The sequence below is a fragment of the Streptomyces sp. LX-29 genome (assembly GCF_029541745.1).
Taxonomy (GTDB): domain Bacteria; phylum Actinomycetota; class Actinomycetes; order Streptomycetales; family Streptomycetaceae; genus Streptomyces.
In genome coordinates, this window is sequence record NZ_CP089746.1 from 587,879 (window position 1) to 608,125 (window position 20,247).

Genomic DNA, 20,247 nt, shown 5'->3' on the forward strand with positions numbered 1-20,247 from the left:
AGGCCGGGGCGCTCACGCGGACCTGCCCGGTAGGGAGCCGGCGAGGGCCGCCCGGGTGGTCCACGCGGCGACCGCGGCCAGCAGCACCGCGCAGCCGGCGCTGGTCGCGGCCGGGCCGAAGCCGTCGGCGCACGCCCCGGCCATGATGGGCGCGAGCGCCGCGGCGGCGCCGGCGGCGGTGGCGAGGGCCGCGCCGGTGCGGGCCTGAAGGTGCGGCGGTGTCACCGCCACGGCGTGCGCCTGGAGCACCACGGTGACGACCGCGGTCAGCAGCGACAGCGCGCCGAACAGCACCCCGTACGCCCAGAGTCGGTCGGTCAGGGCGAGGCCCGCCGCGATCGGCACCATGAGCCAGGACACCGCCACCAGGCCGGCGGCCGGGGAGAGTCTGCGCGCCAGCCGGGGAGCGGCCAACGACCCGACCAGCCCGGCCCCGCCCGCACAGGAGAGCGCCAGTCCCAGGGCCGAGGCGTGTGTTCCGTCGCCGCCGACGCGGAAGACGACGCTGTAGTAGAGGCCGCCCAGGGCGCCGCCCACGGCCGTGGTCCACAGCAACACCAGCCGGAGGAACGGGGTGTCGAGGGCCAGCCGTACTCCCGCGCCGACCTCGGTGGCGGTGGCGCGCCACGCGGTCCGGGGTGGCCCCGCCGACGCCTCCGTTCCGACGCCCGGACTCGGAGCGGGGCTCGGGTCGGGGACGGGGACGGGGGACGGGCCGGGGACGGGGGCGGTCGGGTCGGGGGCGGGGGCGGGGGCGGGGGTCAGATCGGATCGCATGCGGCGTACGCACACCGCGGCGACGAGATACGACACGGCGTCCGCCAGGAACGGCAGCCAGCGGAACCACTGGTAGAGCCAGCCGCCGAGGACCGGGCCGGCCACCACGGCACCCTGTTCGCCGGCCTGGAGTCGGGAGACCACCCGGGGGTAGTCGGCCCGGGGGGCGACGGCCGCCACCGTGCCGCTGGCGGCGGCCTCCTGACAGGAGGTCGCGAAGCGCTCCACCACGAGCGCGGTGAGCACATGGGCCCAGACGACGTGCCCCAGGGCGGCCGCCGCGGCGACCGACCCCATCGCCATGGCGGACACGGTGGCCGACCAGACCATCACCCGCTTCCGGGCGCCGCGGTCCGCCAGCACCGCGGCGTAGGGGGCCAGGAGGAGCCCGGCCCCCAGGGAGGCCCCGGTGATCAGTCCGATCGCGGCCGGTGACTGCCCGAGCGACAGCAGGAAGACGGGCAGCACCAGCCCGGAGATCTGCGTGCCCAGGGCGTCGGAGGTGTTCGCCCACCAGTACAGCCGCACATCCCTGCCGGAGGCGGGCCGCGGCGGCGTCGCCGCGACGGAACCGTCCTCGCCCACCGTGGAAAGGGCCGTGGAGTCGCCGGACTCCCCCTTCCCTCCCGCAGCGGCGGCCATCACCGGCTCCGGTGCGACACCCGCTTCTCGGGAGGTGTGGGTGGTGGACCAGCCGCCGTGCTCCGCGGCAGGCACATCGGGGATAAGGCTCCGCGTCTGCGTGCGCCGCTTCTTCGTTCCACTCCGGCCCCCTGTCGAGCGCATCCCCCGCGAGAATCACGAAGATCGGCGATCGTCGGTGATACAGCGGTGAAGGAAATGTGCGTCAAGTGAAACTCCGGCGGAGTCTAGCCAGGGGGTAACCCGCCCACAAGACTCCGCGCACACGCCGCGGCGGGGACCGCGCACAGCCGACCGCACACCGCTGCGGCGGGCCGCGCGCAACCGGCCGCACACCGCCGGGCGCCACGCGCACCCGTCACCCCCGTGCCCCCGACCCGTCAGCGGCTCGGGGGCACGGCCGGTGACTCCGCTAGGCCCGGAACGCCTCCGGCCGCTCCGGCGATGCGGCGGCCAGGGCCTCGGTGACGCCCTCGACTCCGGCCCGCAGGCCGTAGACGGGGGTGTCGGGCTGCTGGCGCCAGGACTCGTCGATGCCGCCGGAGTCCACCGAGTCGAAGCCGAGTTCGTCGATGAGGTCGCGAACCGCCTGCTTGGCCGTCTCGTCGTCTCCGGCGACCGGCAGCGCGATGCGCTCCGGGTCCCCCTTGGGGCGCGGCCTCTCCAGGATGTCCTGGGCGTAGGTGCCGTTGAACGCCTTGACGACGGGGTGGCCGAGGTGCCGCTCGGTCCAGCGGCTCTCCGTCAGCCCCTCCTCGATCGCGGCGATCCTGCCGTCACGCTCCTTGGGGTAGTAGTTGCCGGTGTCGATGACGGCGACGCCGTCCGCGGCCCCGTCGAGCAGCCCCTTCGGAAGGTCGGGGATGTTCTTCAGCGGGATCGTGACCACCACGATCCGCGCCCCGTGCGCCGCCTCGGCCACGGTGACGGGGGTGGCGCCGGTCTCCTCGGCGAGCGCGCTCAGGGTCTGCGGGCCCCGCGAGTTGGCCACGGCCACATCGTGGCCGAGCGCGGTGAGACGCCGGGTCAGATTGCCGCCGATGTTGCCTGCGCCGATGATGCCGATCTTCATGAGGTGTCGGTCCTTCCCGAGCTCTCGGTGATGTCGCGTCCGGGGGCGCGCCGTCCCGGCCACATGATCGACAACATCCCGGCCCGACTCCTTGTTCCCGCCGCTCCCCCTTCTTACGGCCGCCCTCGGATCTGACGCTCCGCGCCCGCTCGGACCGTCCGGCCGCCCTGGCCGTCGCCGACCCGCGGCCGGACGACACCGGCTACGCGCTCCACGTCGACCGAACCGCCACCGTCGATCTCCGGCAGCGGCACGACGTTGCTGGTGGCGCGGAAGGCGGCACCGACCGGCCCGGAGGGTCTGACGGCACCCGGGCCGGTCGGACCCTCTCGATGCCCCTTCCGGCCCTGGGGTCGGGACGCCCCGGGGTGGATGCTGAGGGAGAGGCGGATCGGGAACCCCTCGACCACGGCGGGCGATCGTTCGGACGGCTGCCGCCCGCGCGGGGTGCACGACCTGTCGGGCAGGGCCCAGACCGAGGAGGCGACGACGTGATCACAAGGTCCGGAGTCTTCGGCGCGATGTCGGAGGAGTACTACGGGCGGCTGACGGCGCTGGCCCACGAGGTGTCGTTCCCCGTGGGAGAGCGGATCTTCGAGGAGGGTGGCGACGCCGACCGCTTCTGGATCGTCCGCACCGGAACGGTCGCGCTCGACCTGCGCATTCCCGGCCGACGCGCCGCGGTCGTCGAGACCGTCGGGCCGGGCGAGCTGCTGGGCTGGTCCTGGCTGATCCCGCCCCGCCGCTGGCATCTGGGAGCGGAGGCGAGCACGCCGGTACGCGCCCACGCGTTCGACGCGGCGGAGGTCCGCGCCCTGTGCGCGAAGGATCCCGGGTTGGACCACGCGGTGTCCACCCACGCGGCCGCGGTGGTCGCGCGCCGGCTCAGGGCCTCCCGGACCCGGCTGCTGGACCTGCTCACCGAGCACGGCGGTCCGGGCGGGATGCCGCGATGGGTGGTGCCGTGAGCCGCGCCGCGGACCACGGTGGTCTGCCGCGCCGCGGCACCACGATGGTCTGCCGCGCCGCGGCACCACGGTGGCCTCCGGCCGGCCGATGAGCGGTCTCCGCCCCTCGATGAAGGGGTCTTCGATACCGATGGGGGCGACAGGGCCGCCCTGACCACCCATCAGCCCTCCTGGTCGGAGCGCGGGGTTTCCCCTTCCGGGTCCCCTCCCGGGTCCCCTTCCGGGCCGGCTGGGCCGTCGGCGCACCGGGTGATCGCCAGAACGGCCATGTCGTCGTCGCGCGGCCCGCCGGTCCAGTGCTCCACGTCGCTCACCAGGGTCTCGATCAGCTCCTCCGGCCGCTGGAACGGGCCCCGGCCGGAGAGCCGGGACGGCGGATCGTAGAAGGTCCCGGTGCGGTCACGGGCCTCCGTCACGCCGTCGGTGACCAGGAGGAGCGTGGCCTCGGCCGGGAACGGCCAGGTCTGCGGGGCCGCCTGCGGCACGCCCAGGACACTCATGCCCAGCGGAAGGCCCGGCTCGCGCGGCTCCAGGGTCGTCAGGGCACGCCCCGCCAGGAGATAGGGCGCGGGATGGCCGCAGTTCAGCAGGGACACCCGATCGGCGCCGGCTGGGATCTCACCGAGCAGCGCCGTGACGAAGCCCTCCATCTGGATGAGGCGCTCGCTCCGTGCCGCCTCCCGTACCAGTGCGCGCTCCAGGTGTTCGGCCAGCACCGTCAGGTCGGGCGCCCGCTCCGCGGCCTCGCGGAAGGTGCCGAGCAGCACCGAGACCACGCTGACCGCCCCCAGGCCCTTGCCCCGCACGTCCGCGATCATCAACCGGGTGCCGTACGGCGTGTCGTGCACGGCGTACGCGTCGCCACCGATCAACGCCTCGATCTGCGCGGCCTTGTAGACGGCCGCGACGGCCAGCGGGCCGACCCGCGCCGGCGGCACCGGCAGCAGCGCCCGCTGAGCGGCCTCCGCGACGGAGCGCACCACCTCCAGGCGGCGCCCATAGCGGGCGATCACCCGGTTCACCCCGATGCCCACGAGTGCGGTGAACACCGCGTTGGCCAGGGTGAGCGTGCCGACGATGTGGCCGACGTAGCCGTCCTTGACCGCCAGGGCCAGCTCGATGACGACGACGGCGACCCCCGTCAGGATCGTGTGCCGGAGCGAGAACAGCGCCCCCGCCAGCACCACGGCGGCGGCCAGCATCGGGTCGCCCCAGTACTCGCGCGGCGACAGCGCGTTCCAGACGGTCCCGCACACGATCAGCGCGGCGGGCGCGAACGAGACGTACCGGGGCCACCGCGTGACGAGTGGATCCATCCGCACCCCGCTCTACCGTGTGGGCCGTCGCCTGCGGCCGATGTCGAAATCCGCCGAACAGTGATCATATGCACCCATGCCGGGGAGCTCGGGGAGTGCATCGCCCGACCCTGACATCCGCTCCGAACGGCGCCGGTTTCCACGAAACACCAGTGCCATCAGCGATCTAGCTTGCTAGGATGCTAGCATCGCCTCATGGGCGATGAGGAAGTCAAACAGTTCAACGTGTACCTGCCGATCGGGCTGATCAAGCAGGTCAAGTACCGCGCCATCGAGTCGGGCATGTCGTTGTCGGCGTTGGTCGCCGAAGCACTGCGGGCCTACCTCGACGACGCCCATGGCGAAGAGCAGCAGTCGACCGAGAAGGAGAACTGACATGGCAACCGAGGGGCTCGAGGCCGTATTCCTGACCACCCACAACTGGGGCAAGGCGGCGAAGTTCTTCCAGACGCTGGGCTACGAGTTGGAGTTCTCGACCGACCACAACTCCGGCCAGCTCCGCAACGGCGACGGGCCGTACATCTTCATCGCCGAGGTCCCCGAGGACCAGGAGCCCGAGACGCGGCTCGTACTGAAGGTGCCGGACGCGGAGGCGTTCCGTCCCGACCCGGCCGTCGAGGTCGTCACGCCGTTCGAGGACACCCATTACGGGACCAGGGAGATGACCGTCCGCGACCCCGACGGGCGACTGTGGAGCCTTCAGTCTCCCGCCGGAAACTGACCACGACGCACCAGACGAAACAGACCACACAGGGGTAAACACCATGGCACACGAGCAGACCGAGGCGCCGGACAACACCGCGGTGCGGACCGCCCTCTGGCGGGCCACGCACGTTCAGGTCGACTCACCGCCGCATGTGCTCGAAGACGAGATCGGCCTGCGGCTGGCGGCTCCCGAGGAGGACTGGCGCCGCCGCCCCGACACGGACCCGCGCACCACCGGGGGATTCCGGGCGGCCATCGTGGCCCGCGCCCGCCTCATCGAGGACCTGATCGCCGAGCAGGCGGACCGCGGCGTCACCCAGTACGTCATCCTGGGAGCCGGCCTGGACACCTTCGCCCAGCGCAGGCCGGAGATCGCCTCCCGGCTCCGGGTCTTCGAGATCGACCAGCCCGGCCCGCAGGCGTGGAAGCGCAGGCGTCTGGTCGAACTCGGCTACGGCATCCCCGACTGGCTGCACCTGGTGCCGGTCGACTTCGAGGCGAGCGAGGACTGGCTGCAGCAGCTGACCGCCGCCGGCTTCGACCCCGACCAGCCGGCGGTCATCGTCTCCACCGGCGTCACCATGTACCTCACCGAGGACGCCACCGCGGCCACCCTGCGCCAGATCGCCGGGTTGGCGCCCGGCTCGACGCTCGCCATGACCTTCCTGCTGCCGATCGACCTCGTCGACGAGGCGGATCGCCCCGGCCTGCGGGCGAGCGAAGCGGGCGCGCGGGCCTCCGGAACGCCGTTCATCAGCTTCTACACCCCGCCCGAGATGCTGGCGCTGGCCCGCGAAGCCGGCTTCGACGACGTTCGACACGTGTCGGGGAAGTCGCTCGCCGACCGCTACTTCGCCGACCGCACCGACGGCCTCCGCCCCTCGAGCGGAGAGGACCTGCTGCTGGCCACCACCTGATCACAGGGGCGGCGACAGGCGGGCGCGTTCTCAGCCGATGGGCCGATAGAAAGGTCCGTCGGGCGCGAAGTTGCGTGAGCACACCGTGACGTCACGACCCTGGAGATAGGCCAGCATCCAGGTGCCGAACGTCATGTCGTGTTCCTCGTACGTCCCTTCGTCATGCTCGACGACACCCACGCGCCAGTCCCCACCCTCGGTGGCGGGTATCCGGAAGAACACCGTCTCACCCGGGGGAACTGCTCCCCCACGGGAGCAGTTCCCCCGGGGCGGATCCCACCGGGTGCGGCGGCGCGAGCTCTTCGGGGACGTGGGCCCAGGCCTCGATGTCCGCCGTGATGCCGCGTCCGAGGTTGCCGTGCGGGGCGCCCGGATGCCCGAACCACAGCTGGTCGTTGACGACGACGGGCCCGTAGGCGTCCACGAAGGCGCGGTAGTCCGCGGGGAACCGCACGCCGAGCTCGGACTCCAGCGCGCGCCACGGCGCGGGGTCCGACCAGTGGAACCGGGGATCGCCGAGCAGTGCGGTGATCTCGGCCAAGGCGGTCATACGTCCCCCATGATCGTTGGTGTGGTCCGGCGCCGAGGGTACCGGCCGATACGGCATGGACCCCGCCGGCGACGCCGCACGTGATCACGGCGGCCCGGTGGTTCAGTCCCCCGGGACCGCCGCGGGCCGACCCGCCTCCGCCGGTGCGTCCGCGAGGCCGAGGCGGAGGTGCTCGACGTGGTGGACGGCCTGGTCGAGCAGTTCCGCGACGTGGTCGTCGTAGAGGGCGTAGATCACCGAGCGGCCCTGGCGGGTGCCGGTGACCAGCCCCAGGTTGCGCAGCAGCCGCAGTTGGTGGGAGCAGGCGGACTGCTCCATGCCGACCTCGGCGGCCAGCTCGGTGGCGGCGAGGGGACCCTCGCGCAGGCGCGCCAGGATCAGCAGCCGGGACGGGGTGGACAGGGCCTGGAGGGTGGTGGCGACCTGTTGCGCGGTGTGCGGCGTCAGGCGGGTGCGCGGCGCTGCACTGTCCGCGGTCCGGGGTTTCGCTCCATGGCCCATGCCGCCATCCTACGGAGCCCCATACATGAATAGATGTTCATGCAATCCTGTATGGTGCCGTCGTCGGATCCCGCCGTGCGCGAAGGGCTGCTCTCACCATGGCCACCACCCCGTTCACCCGCACCCGGCCGACCGCCGCGCGGCCCGTCGCCCTCCGTCGGCGGACGCGGGTCTTCGACCTGCCGGAGGCCAGATGGGCCGCGGCGGCGACCGCCCTGTTCCTGACCGCCCTGCCGCCGCACCTGCTCGGCGCACCCGTCTGGGTATGGGCCCCGCTCTACGCGCTCACCTACCTCGCGGGCGGCTGGGAGCCGGGGTGGGAGGGCCTGAAGGCCCTCAGGGACAGGACCCTCGACGTGGACCTGTTGATGGTCGTGGCCGCCCTGGGCGCGGCGGCGATCGGGCAGGTGCTGGACGGCGCCCTGCTGATCGTCATCTTCGCCACCTCCGGCGCGCTGGAGGCGGTCGCCACCGCCCGCACCGCGGACTCCGTCCGCGGGCTGCTCGATCTGGCGCCGGCCACCGCGTCCCGGCTGGCGGACGACGGCAGCGAGGAGGTGGTCCCCACCGGGCGGCTGCGGATCGGCGACACGGTGCTCGTACGGCCGGGCGAGCGGATCGGCGCCGACGGCCGCGTCCTAGACGGCGGCAGCGACGTCGACCAGGCGACCATCACCGGCGAACCGCTGCCGGTGGCCAAGCGGTCCGGGGACGAGGTCTTCGCCGGAACCGTGAACGGCTCCGGCGCCCTGTGGATCAAGGTGGAGCGCGACCCCGCCGACTCGGTGCTCGCCCGGATCGTGGCCATGGTCGAGGAGGCGTCCGCGACCAAGGCCCCCACGCAGTTGTTCATCGAGAAGGTCGAGCAGCGCTACAGCCTCGGCATGGTGGCCGCGACCCTCGCCCTGTTCATCGTGCCCCTGCTGTGCGGCGCCGACCTCCACTCCACGCTGCTGCGGGCGATGACCTTCATGATCGTCGCCTCGCCGTGTGCGGTGGTGCTCGCCACCATGCCCCCGCTGCTGTCGGCGATGGCGAACGCCGGCCGCCACGGCGTGCTGGTCAAGTCCGCCGTGGTCATGGAGCGCCTCGCGCAGGTGAACCACGTGGCCCTGGACAAGACCGGCACGCTCACCGAGGGCGCCCCGCAGGTCACCGAGGTCCGCCCGCTTCCCGTCCCCGGCCTCCCGGAGGACGAGCTGCTGGCGCTGGCCGCGGCCGCCGAGCACCCCAGCGAACACCCGCTCGCCCGGGCGGTGGTGGACGCCGCCCGCGCCCGCGGCCTGGACGTCCCGGTCGCCTCCGACTTCGTCTCGACCCCCGGCAGCGGGGTGACCGCCACCGTCATGGGCCACACGGTGACGGTCGGCAGCCCCACCACGCTGCTGCCGGACCGCGCCGACCACCGCGCCGCCGCACGGGCGGTGGCCCGCCTGGAGGACGAGGGTCGCACCGCCGTCCTGGTCACGGTGGACGGTGCCCCGGCCGGCGTGATCGGCATCGCCGACCGGCTGCGGGATGAGGCCGCCGCCGCGGTCGGCGCCCTGACCGAACTGACCGGTGCCGGCCCGCTGCTGGTCACCGGCGACAATCCGCGGGCGGCCGCCCGCCTCGCCGGCGAGGTCGGCATCACGGAGGTGCGCGCCGGACTGCTGCCCCAGGACAAGGTCGCCGCCGTACGCGAACTGGAGGCGAACGGCCGCAGGGTCCTCATGGTCGGCGACGGCGTCAACGACGCCCCCGCGCTGGCCGCCGCGCACACCGGCATCGCCCTGGGCCGCGTCGGGTCCGACCTCGCCCTGGAGACCGCCGACGCCGTGGTGGTCCGCGACGAACTCGCCACCATCCCCGCCGTCGTCCGGCTGTCCCGCCGCGCCCGCACGCTGGTGGTGCAGAACCTCGTCATCGCCGGCGCGTTCATCACCGGTCTGGTCGTCTGGGACCTGGCCGGCACCCTGCCGCTGCCGCTCGGCGTCGCCGGACACGAGGGCTCCACCGTCATCGTGGGACTCAACGGCCTGCGCCTGCTCACCGATTCCGCGTGGCGCGGCTCCGGACCCCGCTCGGCGCCGTAGGCCCCGAGGTCCTTCGCGGCCGACGACGCGGACGCGGGCTCACACCCCGGCCCTCGTCATCAGCTCCACCAGGGGTCGCGTCAGGCCCCGGACGCCCGTTCCGCGCAGCGGCCCGGGCGGGCGTACACGATCACCGTGATGCCGTGTGCCCGTCCGCTGGCGCACTCCTCGTAGTGCGACGCCAGCACCGCGCGCTTGGCCCGGCCCTCGGCCGTGTCGTCCGTGGACCGGTAGCGGACGTCGCGCAGCACGACGATCCGGTCGGCGGACAGCATCCGGGCGGGCAGGCGCGCGGCGGTGAACTCGATCCCGTGCAGGGTGCCCGAGGCGGTCGGGGTCTGATCGAGCGCCAGGTCGTTCAGTCCCCGGTAGTGGTCGGGGTGGGACAGCAGCGACTCGCGGCGGTCGGTCGGCATGAAGAGCACGCCGTCGCCGGGCGCGGCCAGTTCCCGTACGACGCGGGCGGCGCCGGCCGGGTCGTCGAGATGACCCTGAGGGCTGCGCAGTTGCGACCATGTGGGCAGCAGCGCGGCGAGCACCGCCACGGCCGCGGCGCACGCGCAGACCACGGCCGGCCGGCCGCGTCGCCTCGCGCTACGGGCCAGCCAGTCGACGCCGGCGCCCAGCGCCAGGGCGAGCCCGAGGTAGGAGTAGACGACGTAACGGTGCGCGTAGAGCGGGTGGACCACCGCCGAGAGCATCAGCAGGGCCGACGGCAGGACCAGCAGCGGCAGCGCCACGGTCCACAGTCGGACCGGGCCGCGGCGGGCGGGTCCGGGCGCGGCGGCGCACCCGGCGGCCACCACCGTCAGCACGGCCAACCGCACCATCTCGAACGGCTCCGCGGGCTTGATCCACGACACCGCGTCGGACTGGTGCTCGCTGATGACCACCAGCGGGACCAAGGGGACCAGCACACAGCCGGCCGCCACCCCCCACGCCCGCCGGACCGCGCCCGGCACCCGGGCCAGCGACAGCGTGACGCCATGGGCGACGACGGCCAGCACCGCGAACTCGTGCAGCAGACAGGCGACCACGGCGACCGCCGCGTAACCCGCCCAGGCCCCCTTGTCCCGCCGGTCGACCGCGCGGAGCAACAGGTACGTGCACCAGGCGACGGTCGCGCACACCAGCGCGTACGACCGCCCCTCCTGCGCGAACTGCTGGGTGGTGGGGATCAGCGGGAAGGCCAGCCCGGCCGCCAGGCCGACCCCCGGGCCGGCCAGCCGCCGGCCGATCAGCGCGACCGCTCCGGCCGCCGCCGTCATCGCCAGCACCGAGGGCAGCCGCAGTGCCGCAAGCCCGCCGTCCCAGACCGCGTACACGGCGTGCATCAGCAGGTAGTACAGGCCGTGCACCGCGTCGATGTTCCCCAGCACCTGCCAGATCTCGGCCAGGTCGCGATGGGCCATCTGATAGGTCGTCGACTCGTCACGTCCCATACTCCCCTGGTGACGGACGCCCCACAGCCCGAGGCCGAGCATCAGCGCCATGGGGGCCAGGACGACGGCCGCCGTGCGGATCGGCCGGCCCGGTGGGCGCGCGGCCGACCGGAACGGGAGCGGGCCCGGGCTCGCCGCGGCGGGCACGGCCGGCGGCCCGCCGGTCGTGGTGCGGGCGGCCGTCAGTCGACGGGCCATGACGGCGGCCGTGGCCGTGGACGGGTGGACCCTGTCCTCGCGCGGCGCCCAGCCGCCCCGGTACTTCCTGCCCAGGCGGGACGCCTCCACGGCCCCCGCCCACTGAGCGTCGCCGCTCAACTCGTTCACTCGTTCCCCCTGTGCTGGTCAGGCACCGACGTCAGCAGCGCCGCCACGTTCTCTCGGTCGAGCCCGTCCGCGCCGGCCCGGTCCGTCCAGGTCGCGGCATCGGTGAGCCGGCGGCGACCGCCTCCGGCCGCGCCATCGAGCGCCACGCGAAGGCGCCCGGCCCGGGCGGGGCTCAAGCGCCGGTCTGGTCTGCCGGAATGGTCTGAGGATGGGTGGCGTCACCGCCGCGGCGGTCGTTGCGGTACCCGACCACCACACCCTTTCACTCATTAGATCGCGAATTGATCACGTGAGCGAACGACGTACGGGTCAAGGGGGATGGTGTCGCGTCAGGCCGGGCCGACCGGGCGGCCGCGGCGAGGTCGGGCCGCCGTGCCGTCGACGCCGGTTCGGCGCCCACACGCACGAAGGACCGACGCCCGCGCGCACGAAGGACCGACGCCCGCGCATCACACCACCGCCACGCTCACCGAACTCCGCGCGGGGGAAAAGCGGGTGCGTCCTCGCCGACCGGCTCGCAGGCTGGAGCCCATGGACTCCCGACACGACGACGCCCCCGACCCACGCGCGGCCGCTCCCCGCACGGAGGGCGGGGCGACGAACTGGATCACCACCGCCATCGAGCCCTGGATCCTGCGCGGCGCACTCGACGTGGAGCGCACCGCGCACGGCGTGCTGCCGCACCGGCTGCCGGCAGCGGCCCGCGAACAGGTCCCCGACGCGTCCCTCGCCATGGCCGAGGCGCAGCCGTCCGGCGTGCGGCTGGCCTTCCGCACCCGGGCGACCGCCGTGGAGCTGGACGCGCTCCCCACGAAGATCGTCTACGCGGGCGCCCCGGCGCCTCTCGAGGGCGTGTACGACCTGCTCGTCGACGGCCGGCTGGCCGGCCGTTCCGGCATCGCCGGCGGCAACCTCCGCACCGTCGACATGGCCACCCAGTCCTCGATCGTCCGTCCCGGCCCACCCGGCACCGTCCGGTTCACCGAACTGCCCGCCCGCATGAAGGACATCGAGATCTGGCTGCCGCACAGGGAGATCACCGAGCTGATCGCCCTGCGCACCGACGCCCCCGTCGAGGCCCTGTCACGCCGCGGCCGCCGGGTCTGGCTGCACCACGGCAGTTCGATCAGCCACGGCTCCAACGCGGCCGGCCCGACCACCACCTGGCCGGCGATCGCCGCCGTCCGTGGTGGGGTCGACCTGATCAATCTGGGCCTGAACGGCAACGCCCTGCTCGACCAGTTCACCGCCCGCGCCATGCGGGACACCCCCGCGGACCTGATCAGCGTCAAAATCGGCATCAACCTGGTCAACACCGACCTGATGCGGCTGCGCGCCTTCGGGCCCGCGGTCGACGGCTTCCTCGACACCCTTCGGGAGGGTCACCCCCGCACGCCGCTGCTGGTCGTCTCCCCGATCCTCTGCCCGCTCCAGCAGGACACCCCGGGCCCGCTCGCCGTCGACCTCAGCGGTCCGACCCCGCGATTCCGGGCCCTCGGCGATCCGGCGGACCGCGCCGCCGGGCGGCTGACGCTCAACGTCATCCGTGCCGAGCTGTCCCGTATCACCGCGCGACGGGCGACCGAGGACCCGCACCTGCACTACCTCGACGGCCGCTCGCTCTACGGGGAACCGGACCACGCCGAGCTGCCGCTGGCGGACGGTCTCCATCCGGACCCCCTCGGGCATCAGCGCATCGGCGAGCGCTTCGCCCGGTGCGCCTTCGCGGACGGCGGCCCCTTCGCCCTCCCAGAGGACTGAACGGCCGCCGAGGGGACCGCCCGGCCATCGGTTCGGTACGGCGGACGCGCGCGGCGGCGGAGCCACAGGGCGGTGCGCGCGGTGCCGGATACTGGAGGCATGAACCGCACCACCTCCGCTCCACCACCGGCCACGGCCTCGTCCGCCTACCCGGTGTCCGACGTCGCCGCCTATCTGAGCGGGTGGTGGACGGTGGAGCGCGCCGTGGTCGATCTGGCCTCGGGCGCGAGCGGTCGCTTCCACGGCACGGCGGAGTTCCGCCCGTCCGACGACGGCTCGTGTGTCCTGCACATCGAGGAGGGCGAGCTGACGTGGGCGGGGACGACGCGCCGGGCGAGCCGGACCCTCCGACTGCTCCCCCGCCCGGACGGCACCGCGGAGGTGGCCTTCGCCGACGGTCGGCCCTTCCACGTGCTCGACCTGCGGGGCGGCCACTGGGCCGCCCGGCACCTGTGCTCGGCCGATCGGTACGACGGCGACTTCACCGCCGTCTCGCCCGACGAATGGCGTCTGCGCTGGCATGCCGTCGGCCCCTCCAAGAACCAGCGGATGGAGTCCACCTATCGCCGCCGAGGCCGCGGTGTGCCCGCCTGACCGCGCCGCCGACGGGGCTCGCGGTTGCGACGCCCACGGTTCGGTCACAGGGTGGAACGTGTAGCCCCCGACCGAGGAAAGCGAGGCGACGACCGTGCCTCGATCGTCAGACGGGCTCCGGGTGGTGGTCGTCGGGGCCACGGGCAACGTGGGTACCAGCGTCGTCCGTGAGCTGGGCCGGGACCCGGCCGTCGGATCGATCGTGGGCATCGCCCGCCGGCGGCCCCGCTGGCACCCGCCGAAGACCACCTGGGTGAGCGCGGACATCGGGTCCGACCCCGGCGTCGACTTCGTCGCCCACTTCCGCGGCGCCGACGCCGTCGTCCACCTCGCCTGGCTGCTCCAACCCAGCCGCGACCCCCTGGTGACCTGGCGAACCAACGTACTCGGCAGCTACAAGGTGTTCGCGGCCGTCGCCGCGGCCGGGGTGAGCACCCTCGTCCACGCCTCCTCCGTGGGCGCCTACTCCCCGGGACCCAAGAACCGTACGGTCGACGAGTCGTGGCCCACCCACGGCTGGCCCGAGGCGTCCTACTGCCGGGAGAAGTCCTACCTGGAGCGGGCCCTGGACACCTACGAGTTGCACCACCCCGGGATCCGGGTCGTGCGGATGCGTCCCGCGTTCCTGTTCAAGAAGGAGTCCGCGACCGAACAGTGCCGGCTCTTCGCGGGCCCCCTGGTGCCCGGACGTCTGGTCCGTCCCGGCCTGCTGCCCGTCGTCCCGGACCTGCCCGGACTCGTCTTCCAGGCCCTGCACACGGACGACGCCGCCCGCGCCTACCGGCTCGCCGTCACCCGCCCCGTCCAGGGCGCGTTCAACCTGGCCGCCGACCCTCCCGTGACCGCGGACGTCCTGGCCGAGCTGCTCGCGGCGCGTCCGGTACGGCTGCCGGCCCGACCGGTGCGTGCCGCGCTCACCGCGGCCTGGCTGCTCCGCGCCGTCCCCACCTCGCCGTACCTGTTCGACGCCGTGCTGCGGCTGCCGCTCATGGACACCGGGCGGGCCCGGGACGAGCTGGGCTGGCAGCCCGAACACTCCTCCGTGGAAGCCCTTCGGGATCTGCTGGCCGGTCTGCGTGAGAGTGCCGCCGTCGACACCCCACCGCTGGTCGCCGGCCCCCGGTACTGACGACGATCCGCGGCGGCCCAGCCCCGCCACGGCCACCGGCACGCGGTCCTTCCGCGGGCCTCGACGTGGACCGTCTGGAGGGCTTCGCAGCGCGGCCGGCTCACCCGGCTACGGCTCCGCTGCCGCCTCCCTGGCCGGGGAGGGTCTGGTGCACGATGACGTTCCCGCCCTGGACCGCGAAGACCTGTCCGCCGTCCTTGGCCACGTTGTTCTGCACCCAGGTGCGCTCCGCGGCGGGCAGTCGCTCCCGGATCTCGTCGACCAGCTCGCGCAGTTCGTCGGCGGCCTCCGGGTGCTGGTCCAGCAGCGACTCCAGCTCCAGCAACCACAGCGGGAGCAGGGTCTGGCGCACCCGCTCGGCGTCGTCCGCCCGTGCGACCAGCGCCGCGTTGTTGTCCAACTGGGCCTCGATGGCGGACTGTCCGTCCTCGCCCCGGCGGCGGAACAGTCGCGTCACCCCGCCGCGCGCGGCCAGCCAGGAGTCGGTGGCCATGGACCCGACCACCGTGGTGCCGCCGGCCAGTATCAGTTCCTCCAGCATCGTCTCCCCCGCCCTACGCTCTCTCGACGCTCTCCGGTACGGACATTGTCCCTCGCAAGATCGAATCCTCGCACTCCGGCCCCCGGTGTCGCGGCAGCGACGCCGAGGACGCGCCGCCGCCCGCCGACGGCGGGCGGCGCGATCGGGTCAGGGCGCGAGGCGGTCCAACTCCTCGCCGATCGCCTCGCGCACGGCGTGGTGCCGGGGGCCGAGCGCATGCCGTTCGTCGGTCCAGTTCTCGCGCGGATAGAGCCACACCGGCAGGCCGACGCGTTCGGCCGGCTCCCAGGAGAACCGCGGCCACACGTGCGCGTGCAGGAACGGGTCGGCGTTGCCCAGGATCTCCAGGTTGACCCGCCGGAAGTCGGGGTCCAGCCGCGTGCAGGCACGCTCGACGGCCTCGCCCAGCCGGTCCATGTCGGCGAGGAAGGCCAGCCGCTTCCGTCGGGGAAGCTCCGACAGTCGGTGGACGGTGGGGTCGTCGACCAGCAGCACCGAGTATCCGGGGAGGAACTGGACGTCCCCGATCACCGCGAATCCCGCTTCCAACCTCCGCAGCACCGAGGGGTTCTCACCCCGGAGCGCGCTGCCGATCCGGTCCTTCCGCCAGTCTTTCGTCATGGTGGGGGACTGTACACACCGACGTTCCACGGTTTGCCTTCGCAGGCACCGGCCCCACCGAGGAGGAGCGGCTCGACTGGACCGCGCGCCGGTCGTCGCGTGTCCCAACTCACCATCCGAATGGTGAACTCGGCTCTCCACGGCCCGCGTCGCCCTCTACGCTGAGCCCTGCAGCTGGTTCGCCCCGTCCGCCAGGCGGGACGCGTCGTAAGAGGGAACCCGGTGGAAGTCCGGGACTGCCCCGCAGCGGTGAGCGGGAACGACCGCCGTCATACGCACTGGGCCCGGCCGGGCCTGGGAAGCGACGGCCAGTAGGAGCCTCGTACGACACGAGGCGTGCCCGCGAGTCCGAAGACCTGCCACTGCCCGCGTGCGAACGGTCGTGCGCGGACATCCCGGTGACCTCGAGGGCGGGTCGGCGTACACACCAGGCGGACGATCGCGCCACGCCGCGCGGGGTCGAGCCGTCCGGTTCCGTCACCCCTTCGCGTCCTCGTCCCGTCGCCGGGATCTCAGGGAAGCATCTCGCGAAGGAGATTTCCGTGACAGCGAAGCCCGCAGCCGTGGCAGCACGGGCCACCGTGTACGGCTACCCCCGGCAGGGCCGGAACCGGGAGCTGAAGAAGGCCGTCGAGGGCTACTGGAAGGGTCGCGTCACCGCCGACGCCCTCCGGGCCACCGCCGCCGAACTGCGCCGCTCCCACTGGCGGGAGCTGGCCGGGGCCGGCATCCACGAGGTTCCGACCGGCGACTTCTCGTACTACGACCACGTCCTGGACACCAGCGTCATGGTCGGCGCCATCCCCGACCGTCACCGCGCCGCCGTGGCGGCGGACGACCTGGACGGCTACTTCGCCATGGCCCGCGGCACCCAGGATGTGGCGCCGCTGGAGATGACCAAGTGGTTCGACACCAACTACCACTATCTGGTGCCGGAGTTGGGCACCGACACGGTGTTCGCGGCAGGCGCCTCCCGGCAGGTCGCCGAGTTCCGGGAGGCGCTCGCCCTGGGCCTCACCGCCCGGCCCGTGCTCGTCGGCCCGGTGACCTATCTGCTGCTCGCCAAGCCGGCGCCGGGCGTGGCCGCGGACTTCGAGCCGCTGACGCTCCTCGACCGACTGCTCCCGGTCTACGCCGAGGTCCTCGCCGAACTGCGGGCCGCGGGAGCCGAGTGGGCGCAGCTCGACGAGCCCGCCCTGGTCCAGGACCGCACGCCGGCCGAGCTGAACGCCGCCGCACGCGCCTACCGCGACCTCGGGGCGCTCCCCGACCGGCCGAAGCTGCTGGTCGCCTCGTACTTCGACCGGCTCGGAGAGGCGCTGCCGGTGCTGGCCAAGACCCCCGTGGAGGGGCTCGCCCTCGACTTCACGGAGGCCGCGGCCGGCAACCTGGACGCGCTCGCCGCCGTGGGCGGGCTGCCCGGGAAGCGGCTGGTCGCCGGCGTCGTCAACGGCCGCAACATCTGGGTCAACGACCTGGAGAAGTCGCTCGCCACCCTCGGCACCCTGCTCGGCCTGGCCGACCGGGTCGACGTGGCCGCCTCCTGCTCGCTGCTCCACGTGCCCCTGGACGCGGCCGTGGAACGGGACATCGATCCGCAGATCCTGCGCTGGCTCGCCTTCGCCCGGCAGAAGAGCGCCGAGGTCGTCACCCTGGCCAAGGGCCTGGCCCACGGCGTGGGCGCCGTCTCCGCCGAACTGGCCGCCAACCGGGCGGACCTGGCGTCGCGCGCCGGCTCGCCCATCACCCGGGACCCCGTCGTCCGGGCCCGCACCGGCGCCGTCGAGGAGGCCGACGCCCGCCGGTCCCAGCCGTACGCCGAGCGGGCGGCCGCGCAACGCGCCCACCTCCGGCTGCCGCTGCTGCCGACCACCACCATCGGCTCCTTCCCGCAGACGGACGAGGTGCGCACCGCGCGGGCGGCCCTGCGGGCGGCCCGGATCGACACGGCCGCGTACGAGGAGCGCATCGAGGCCGAGATCCGGGAGGTGATCTCCTTCCAGGAGAAGGCGGGCCTGGACGTCCTGGTGCACGGCGAGGCCGAACGCAACGACATGGTGCAGTACTTCGCCGAGCAGCTCACCGGCTACCTCGCCACTCAGCACGGCTGGGTCCAGTCCTACGGCACCCGGTACGTCCGCCCGCCGATCCTCGCCGGTGACATCTCGCGGCCCGAACCGATGACGGTGCGCTGGACGACATACGCCCAGTCGCTGACCGACCGGCCGGTCAAGGGCATGCTCACCGGCCCCGTGACCATGCTCGCCTGGTCCTTCGTCCGCGACGACCAGCCGCGCGCCGAGACCGCGCGGCAGGTCGCCCTCGCCCTGCGCGACGAGGTCGACGCCCTTGAGGCCGCCGGGACGTCGGTGATCCAGGTGGACGAGCCGGCGCTGCGCGAGACCCTGCCGCTGCGCGCCGCCGACCGCCCGGCGTACCTGGCGTGGGCGACGGAGGCGTTCCGGCTGACGACCGGCGGGGTGCGCCCGGACACCCAGATCCACACCCATATGTGCTACGCCGAGTTCGGCGACATCGTCCAGGCCATCGACGACCTCGACGCCGACGTCATCAGCCTGGAGGCCGCCCGTTCCCATATGCAGGTCGCCCGCGAGCTGGCCGCCCACGGCTACCCGCGCGAGGCCGGACCCGGCGTGTACGACATCCACTCGCCACGCGTCCCGAGCGCGGAGGAGGCCGCCGCCCTGCTGCGCACCGGGCTGCGGGCCATCCCGGCCGAGCGACTGTGGGTGAACCCCGACTGCGGCCTGAAGACCCGCGGCTGGACGGAGACCCGTACGTCCCTGGAGAACCTGTTCGCGGCGGCCCGCACGGTCCGTACGGAGCTGTCCGGGACCTGACGGCACCGCGCGGAACGGGACCGGCGGCCGCGGAGGAGCCGGGAGGTTCGTAACCGCCGGGGGCACCGCAGGGGCCGGGAGGTTCGTGGCCACCACCAGCTGGCCACCGCAGGGGCCGGGAGGGCGCGCCGCGCGTCCTCCCGGCTACGGCCGGGGGGTCGGCGCCAGGATCATGCCCACCAGGTGGTCCAGCGCCCCGCCCGAGCGGGGGTCCTCCAACCGCGCCTCGGGGGCGACCTCGGGCGAGGTCCGGCGCAGTTCCAGCCAGCCGAGGTAGGCGGCGTAGGAGGCCAGAGCGCGGTGACGGGCGTCCGGGGAGGCGAAGCCCAGGTCGCCGAAGATCTCGGTCAGGAAGTCGAGGCGGGTGCGGTTGACCCGGGCCACCACAGCGGCGACGGCCGGGTGGGACGCCTGGGCGACCAGCGCCGGTTCGAGGCCGGCGATCTCCTCGCTGCCCAGCGCCTCGGCGAAGAGTGCGCGGGCCCGCACCTGGGGGTCGGTCACGTCGCGGAGGGCGGCGATGACGTCGGTCGTCGCGCGGCGCTCCCAGGTCTCCAACGCGGCCACGAGCAGGGCGTCGCGGTTCTCGAAGTGCCAGTAGAAGCTGCCGCGGGTGACGTCGAGTTCCCGGGCGAGCGCGTCCACCGCCACCGCGGCGACCCCGCCCCGGGCCAGCGCGCCGAGCGCCGCCATCGTCCAGTCGTCCCTGCTGACTCTCCCCTTGGCCATGTTCCATACAGTACTGTACGGATCATCCATACAGGCATGTACGGAAAGCGGGGAGGCAACGCGATGAACCTCAGGGCGATCGCAGGCGGCGGCAAGGCGGTCGGTACGGGCACGGCGGACGCGACCGACGCGCCGGACACGGCGGACACGGAGTCCGGGGTCGCCCCGGACCGGACCGTGCGCGTCGCCACGACGGCGGCCACCGGCGCACTGCTCGCGGCGGGGGCGCTGCACGTGGTGTGGGTGTTCTCGCCGTGGCCGCTGAAGTCGTGGGGCGACTTCGCGGCGACGCTCGTAGGAGTCGACGAGTCACAACGCCCGTCCGGTCCGGAGACGCTCGCGGTGGCGGGGGTGCTGGGCACCGCCGCGGGGCTGGTCCTGACCGGATCCCGCCCGACGTCGAACCGATGGGCCGGCTCCTGGCCGGTACGCGCCGGAATGTGGACGGTCGCCGGCGTCCTCGGCGCCCGCGGTCTCGGCGGCTTCGCCGTCTCGGGCCTCAGCCTGGGCGACGCGCCCGCCGTGTTCCGACACTGGGACCTGCGCCTCTACTCCCCGATCTGCGTCACCCTCGGCGGGCTCACCGGATACGTGGCGCTGCGCACCCGACGCCGCCGCCGCGCCGCCTGACCGGCGAGGGGACGAGGGGACGAGGGGACGAGGGCATCATCCCCTGGCCCCCTCGGCCTCGGCCTCAGCCGAGGAAGGAGCGGTCGCCG

20 protein-coding genes and 1 riboswitch are annotated in these 20,247 nt (G+C 73.7%); of the genes, 10 read left to right on the plus strand and 10 right to left on the minus strand.

Features of this window, described 5'->3' with window-relative positions:
- Positions 1-12: 12 nt before the first annotated feature.
- On the minus strand, positions 13-1,494 hold the full coding sequence (locus LRS74_RS02640) for an MFS transporter (protein WP_277739437.1): 1,482 nt from the start codon (positions 1,492-1,494) through the stop codon (positions 13-15).
- Positions 1,495-1,831: 337 nt separating this feature from the next.
- The gene (locus LRS74_RS33580; protein ID WP_347178089.1) at positions 1,832-2,944 is read right to left on the minus strand and encodes an NAD(P)-binding domain-containing protein; all 1,113 of its coding nucleotides are present in this window, start codon (positions 2,942-2,944) and stop codon (positions 1,832-1,834) included.
- A 41-nt stretch (positions 2,945-2,985) separates the two neighbouring features.
- Here LRS74_RS33580 and LRS74_RS02650 point away from each other — a divergent pair, with 41 nt between their 5' ends.
- Positions 2,986-3,459, plus strand: coding sequence for a cyclic nucleotide-binding domain-containing protein (locus LRS74_RS02650; RefSeq protein WP_277744566.1), 474 nt, complete (start codon positions 2,986-2,988; stop codon positions 3,457-3,459).
- 161 nt (positions 3,460-3,620) lie between these two features.
- On the opposite strand, the gene LRS74_RS02655 is transcribed toward LRS74_RS02650, so the two are convergent.
- Complete coding sequence (locus LRS74_RS02655; protein WP_277739439.1) at positions 3,621-4,775, minus strand: PP2C family protein-serine/threonine phosphatase; 1,155 nt, start codon at positions 4,773-4,775, stop codon at positions 3,621-3,623.
- Positions 4,776-4,970: 195 nt separating this feature from the next.
- On the opposite strand from LRS74_RS02655, the gene LRS74_RS02660 reads away from it, so the two are divergent.
- Genes LRS74_RS02660 through LRS74_RS02670 form a run of 3 tightly spaced genes read left to right on the plus strand, consistent with a single transcriptional unit; the run spans position 4,971 to position 6,397 of the window.
- Positions 4,971-5,150, plus strand: coding sequence for a CopG family transcriptional regulator (locus tag LRS74_RS02660; RefSeq protein WP_144386213.1), 180 nt, complete (start codon positions 4,971-4,973; stop codon positions 5,148-5,150).
- Position 5,151: 1 nt separating this feature from the next.
- The gene (locus LRS74_RS02665) at positions 5,152-5,496 is read left to right on the plus strand and encodes a VOC family protein (RefSeq protein ID WP_277739440.1); all 345 of its coding nucleotides are present in this window, start codon (positions 5,152-5,154) and stop codon (positions 5,494-5,496) included.
- 43 nt (positions 5,497-5,539) lie between these two features.
- Complete coding sequence (locus LRS74_RS02670; protein ID WP_277739441.1) at positions 5,540-6,397, plus strand: class I SAM-dependent methyltransferase; 858 nt, start codon at positions 5,540-5,542, stop codon at positions 6,395-6,397.
- A 30-nt stretch (positions 6,398-6,427) separates the two neighbouring features.
- Here the strand turns inward: LRS74_RS02670 and LRS74_RS02675 are convergent, their stop codons facing one another.
- From LRS74_RS02675 to LRS74_RS02685, 3 genes are all read right to left on the minus strand, one after another.
- Positions 6,428-6,619, minus strand: coding sequence for a hypothetical protein (locus LRS74_RS02675; RefSeq protein ID WP_277739442.1), 192 nt, complete (start codon positions 6,617-6,619; stop codon positions 6,428-6,430).
- Positions 6,620-6,623: 4 nt separating this feature from the next.
- On the minus strand, positions 6,624-6,947 hold the full coding sequence (locus LRS74_RS02680) for a hypothetical protein (protein WP_277739443.1): 324 nt from the start codon (positions 6,945-6,947) through the stop codon (positions 6,624-6,626).
- A 102-nt stretch (positions 6,948-7,049) separates the two neighbouring features.
- A complete protein-coding gene (locus LRS74_RS02685; RefSeq protein WP_277739444.1) occupies positions 7,050-7,448 on the minus strand; it encodes a metalloregulator ArsR/SmtB family transcription factor in 399 nt (132 codons plus the stop codon).
- A 98-nt stretch (positions 7,449-7,546) separates the two neighbouring features.
- Between LRS74_RS02685 and LRS74_RS02690 the strand changes: the two genes are divergently transcribed.
- Positions 7,547-9,523 (plus strand): heavy metal translocating P-type ATPase, encoded by a 1,977-nt coding sequence (locus LRS74_RS02690; protein ID WP_277739445.1) that lies wholly within the window; start codon positions 7,547-7,549, stop codon positions 9,521-9,523.
- 80 nt (positions 9,524-9,603) lie between these two features.
- Here LRS74_RS02690 and LRS74_RS02695 read toward each other — a convergent pair whose 3' ends face one another.
- The gene (locus tag LRS74_RS02695; protein WP_277739446.1) at positions 9,604-11,292 is read right to left on the minus strand and encodes a glycosyltransferase family 39 protein; all 1,689 of its coding nucleotides are present in this window, start codon (positions 11,290-11,292) and stop codon (positions 9,604-9,606) included.
- Positions 11,293-11,823: 531 nt separating this feature from the next.
- On the opposite strand from LRS74_RS02695, the gene LRS74_RS02700 reads away from it, so the two are divergent.
- From LRS74_RS02700 to LRS74_RS02710, 3 genes are all read left to right on the plus strand, one after another.
- Complete coding sequence (locus LRS74_RS02700; RefSeq protein WP_277739447.1) at positions 11,824-13,053, plus strand: GDSL-type esterase/lipase family protein; 1,230 nt, start codon at positions 11,824-11,826, stop codon at positions 13,051-13,053.
- Positions 13,054-13,152: 99 nt separating this feature from the next.
- The gene (locus LRS74_RS02705) at positions 13,153-13,647 is read left to right on the plus strand and encodes a DUF6314 family protein (RefSeq protein ID WP_277739448.1); all 495 of its coding nucleotides are present in this window, start codon (positions 13,153-13,155) and stop codon (positions 13,645-13,647) included.
- A 94-nt stretch (positions 13,648-13,741) separates the two neighbouring features.
- The gene (locus LRS74_RS02710) at positions 13,742-14,776 is read left to right on the plus strand and encodes an NAD-dependent epimerase/dehydratase family protein (RefSeq protein ID WP_277739449.1); all 1,035 of its coding nucleotides are present in this window, start codon (positions 13,742-13,744) and stop codon (positions 14,774-14,776) included.
- A 100-nt stretch (positions 14,777-14,876) separates the two neighbouring features.
- Here the strand turns inward: LRS74_RS02710 and LRS74_RS02715 are convergent, their stop codons facing one another.
- Positions 14,877-15,317: a hypothetical protein gene (locus LRS74_RS02715; RefSeq protein ID WP_277739450.1), complete on the minus strand. Its 441-nt coding sequence runs from the start codon at positions 15,315-15,317 to the stop codon at positions 14,877-14,879.
- A gap of 147 nt (positions 15,318-15,464) precedes the next feature.
- The gene (locus tag LRS74_RS02720) at positions 15,465-15,938 is read right to left on the minus strand and encodes a diadenosine tetraphosphate hydrolase (RefSeq protein ID WP_277739451.1); all 474 of its coding nucleotides are present in this window, start codon (positions 15,936-15,938) and stop codon (positions 15,465-15,467) included.
- Positions 15,939-16,096: 158 nt separating this feature from the next.
- Positions 16,097-16,317, plus strand: a riboswitch (cobalamin riboswitch).
- Between the two features lie 163 nt (positions 16,318-16,480).
- Between LRS74_RS02720 and metE the strand changes: the two genes are divergently transcribed.
- A complete protein-coding gene (metE, locus tag LRS74_RS02725; protein WP_277739452.1) occupies positions 16,481-18,799 on the plus strand; it encodes a 5-methyltetrahydropteroyltriglutamate--homocysteine S-methyltransferase in 2,319 nt (772 codons plus the stop codon).
- Positions 18,800-18,943: 144 nt separating this feature from the next.
- Here the strand turns inward: metE and LRS74_RS02730 are convergent, their stop codons facing one another.
- Entirely contained in the window at positions 18,944-19,528 is a 585-nt protein-coding gene (locus LRS74_RS02730; RefSeq protein ID WP_277739453.1) for a TetR/AcrR family transcriptional regulator, read from the minus strand.
- A gap of 63 nt (positions 19,529-19,591) precedes the next feature.
- Here LRS74_RS02730 and LRS74_RS02735 point away from each other — a divergent pair, with 63 nt between their 5' ends.
- The gene (locus LRS74_RS02735) at positions 19,592-20,158 is read left to right on the plus strand and encodes a DUF3995 domain-containing protein (RefSeq protein WP_277739454.1); all 567 of its coding nucleotides are present in this window, start codon (positions 19,592-19,594) and stop codon (positions 20,156-20,158) included.
- The last annotated feature ends 89 nt before the right edge of the window (positions 20,159-20,247 follow it).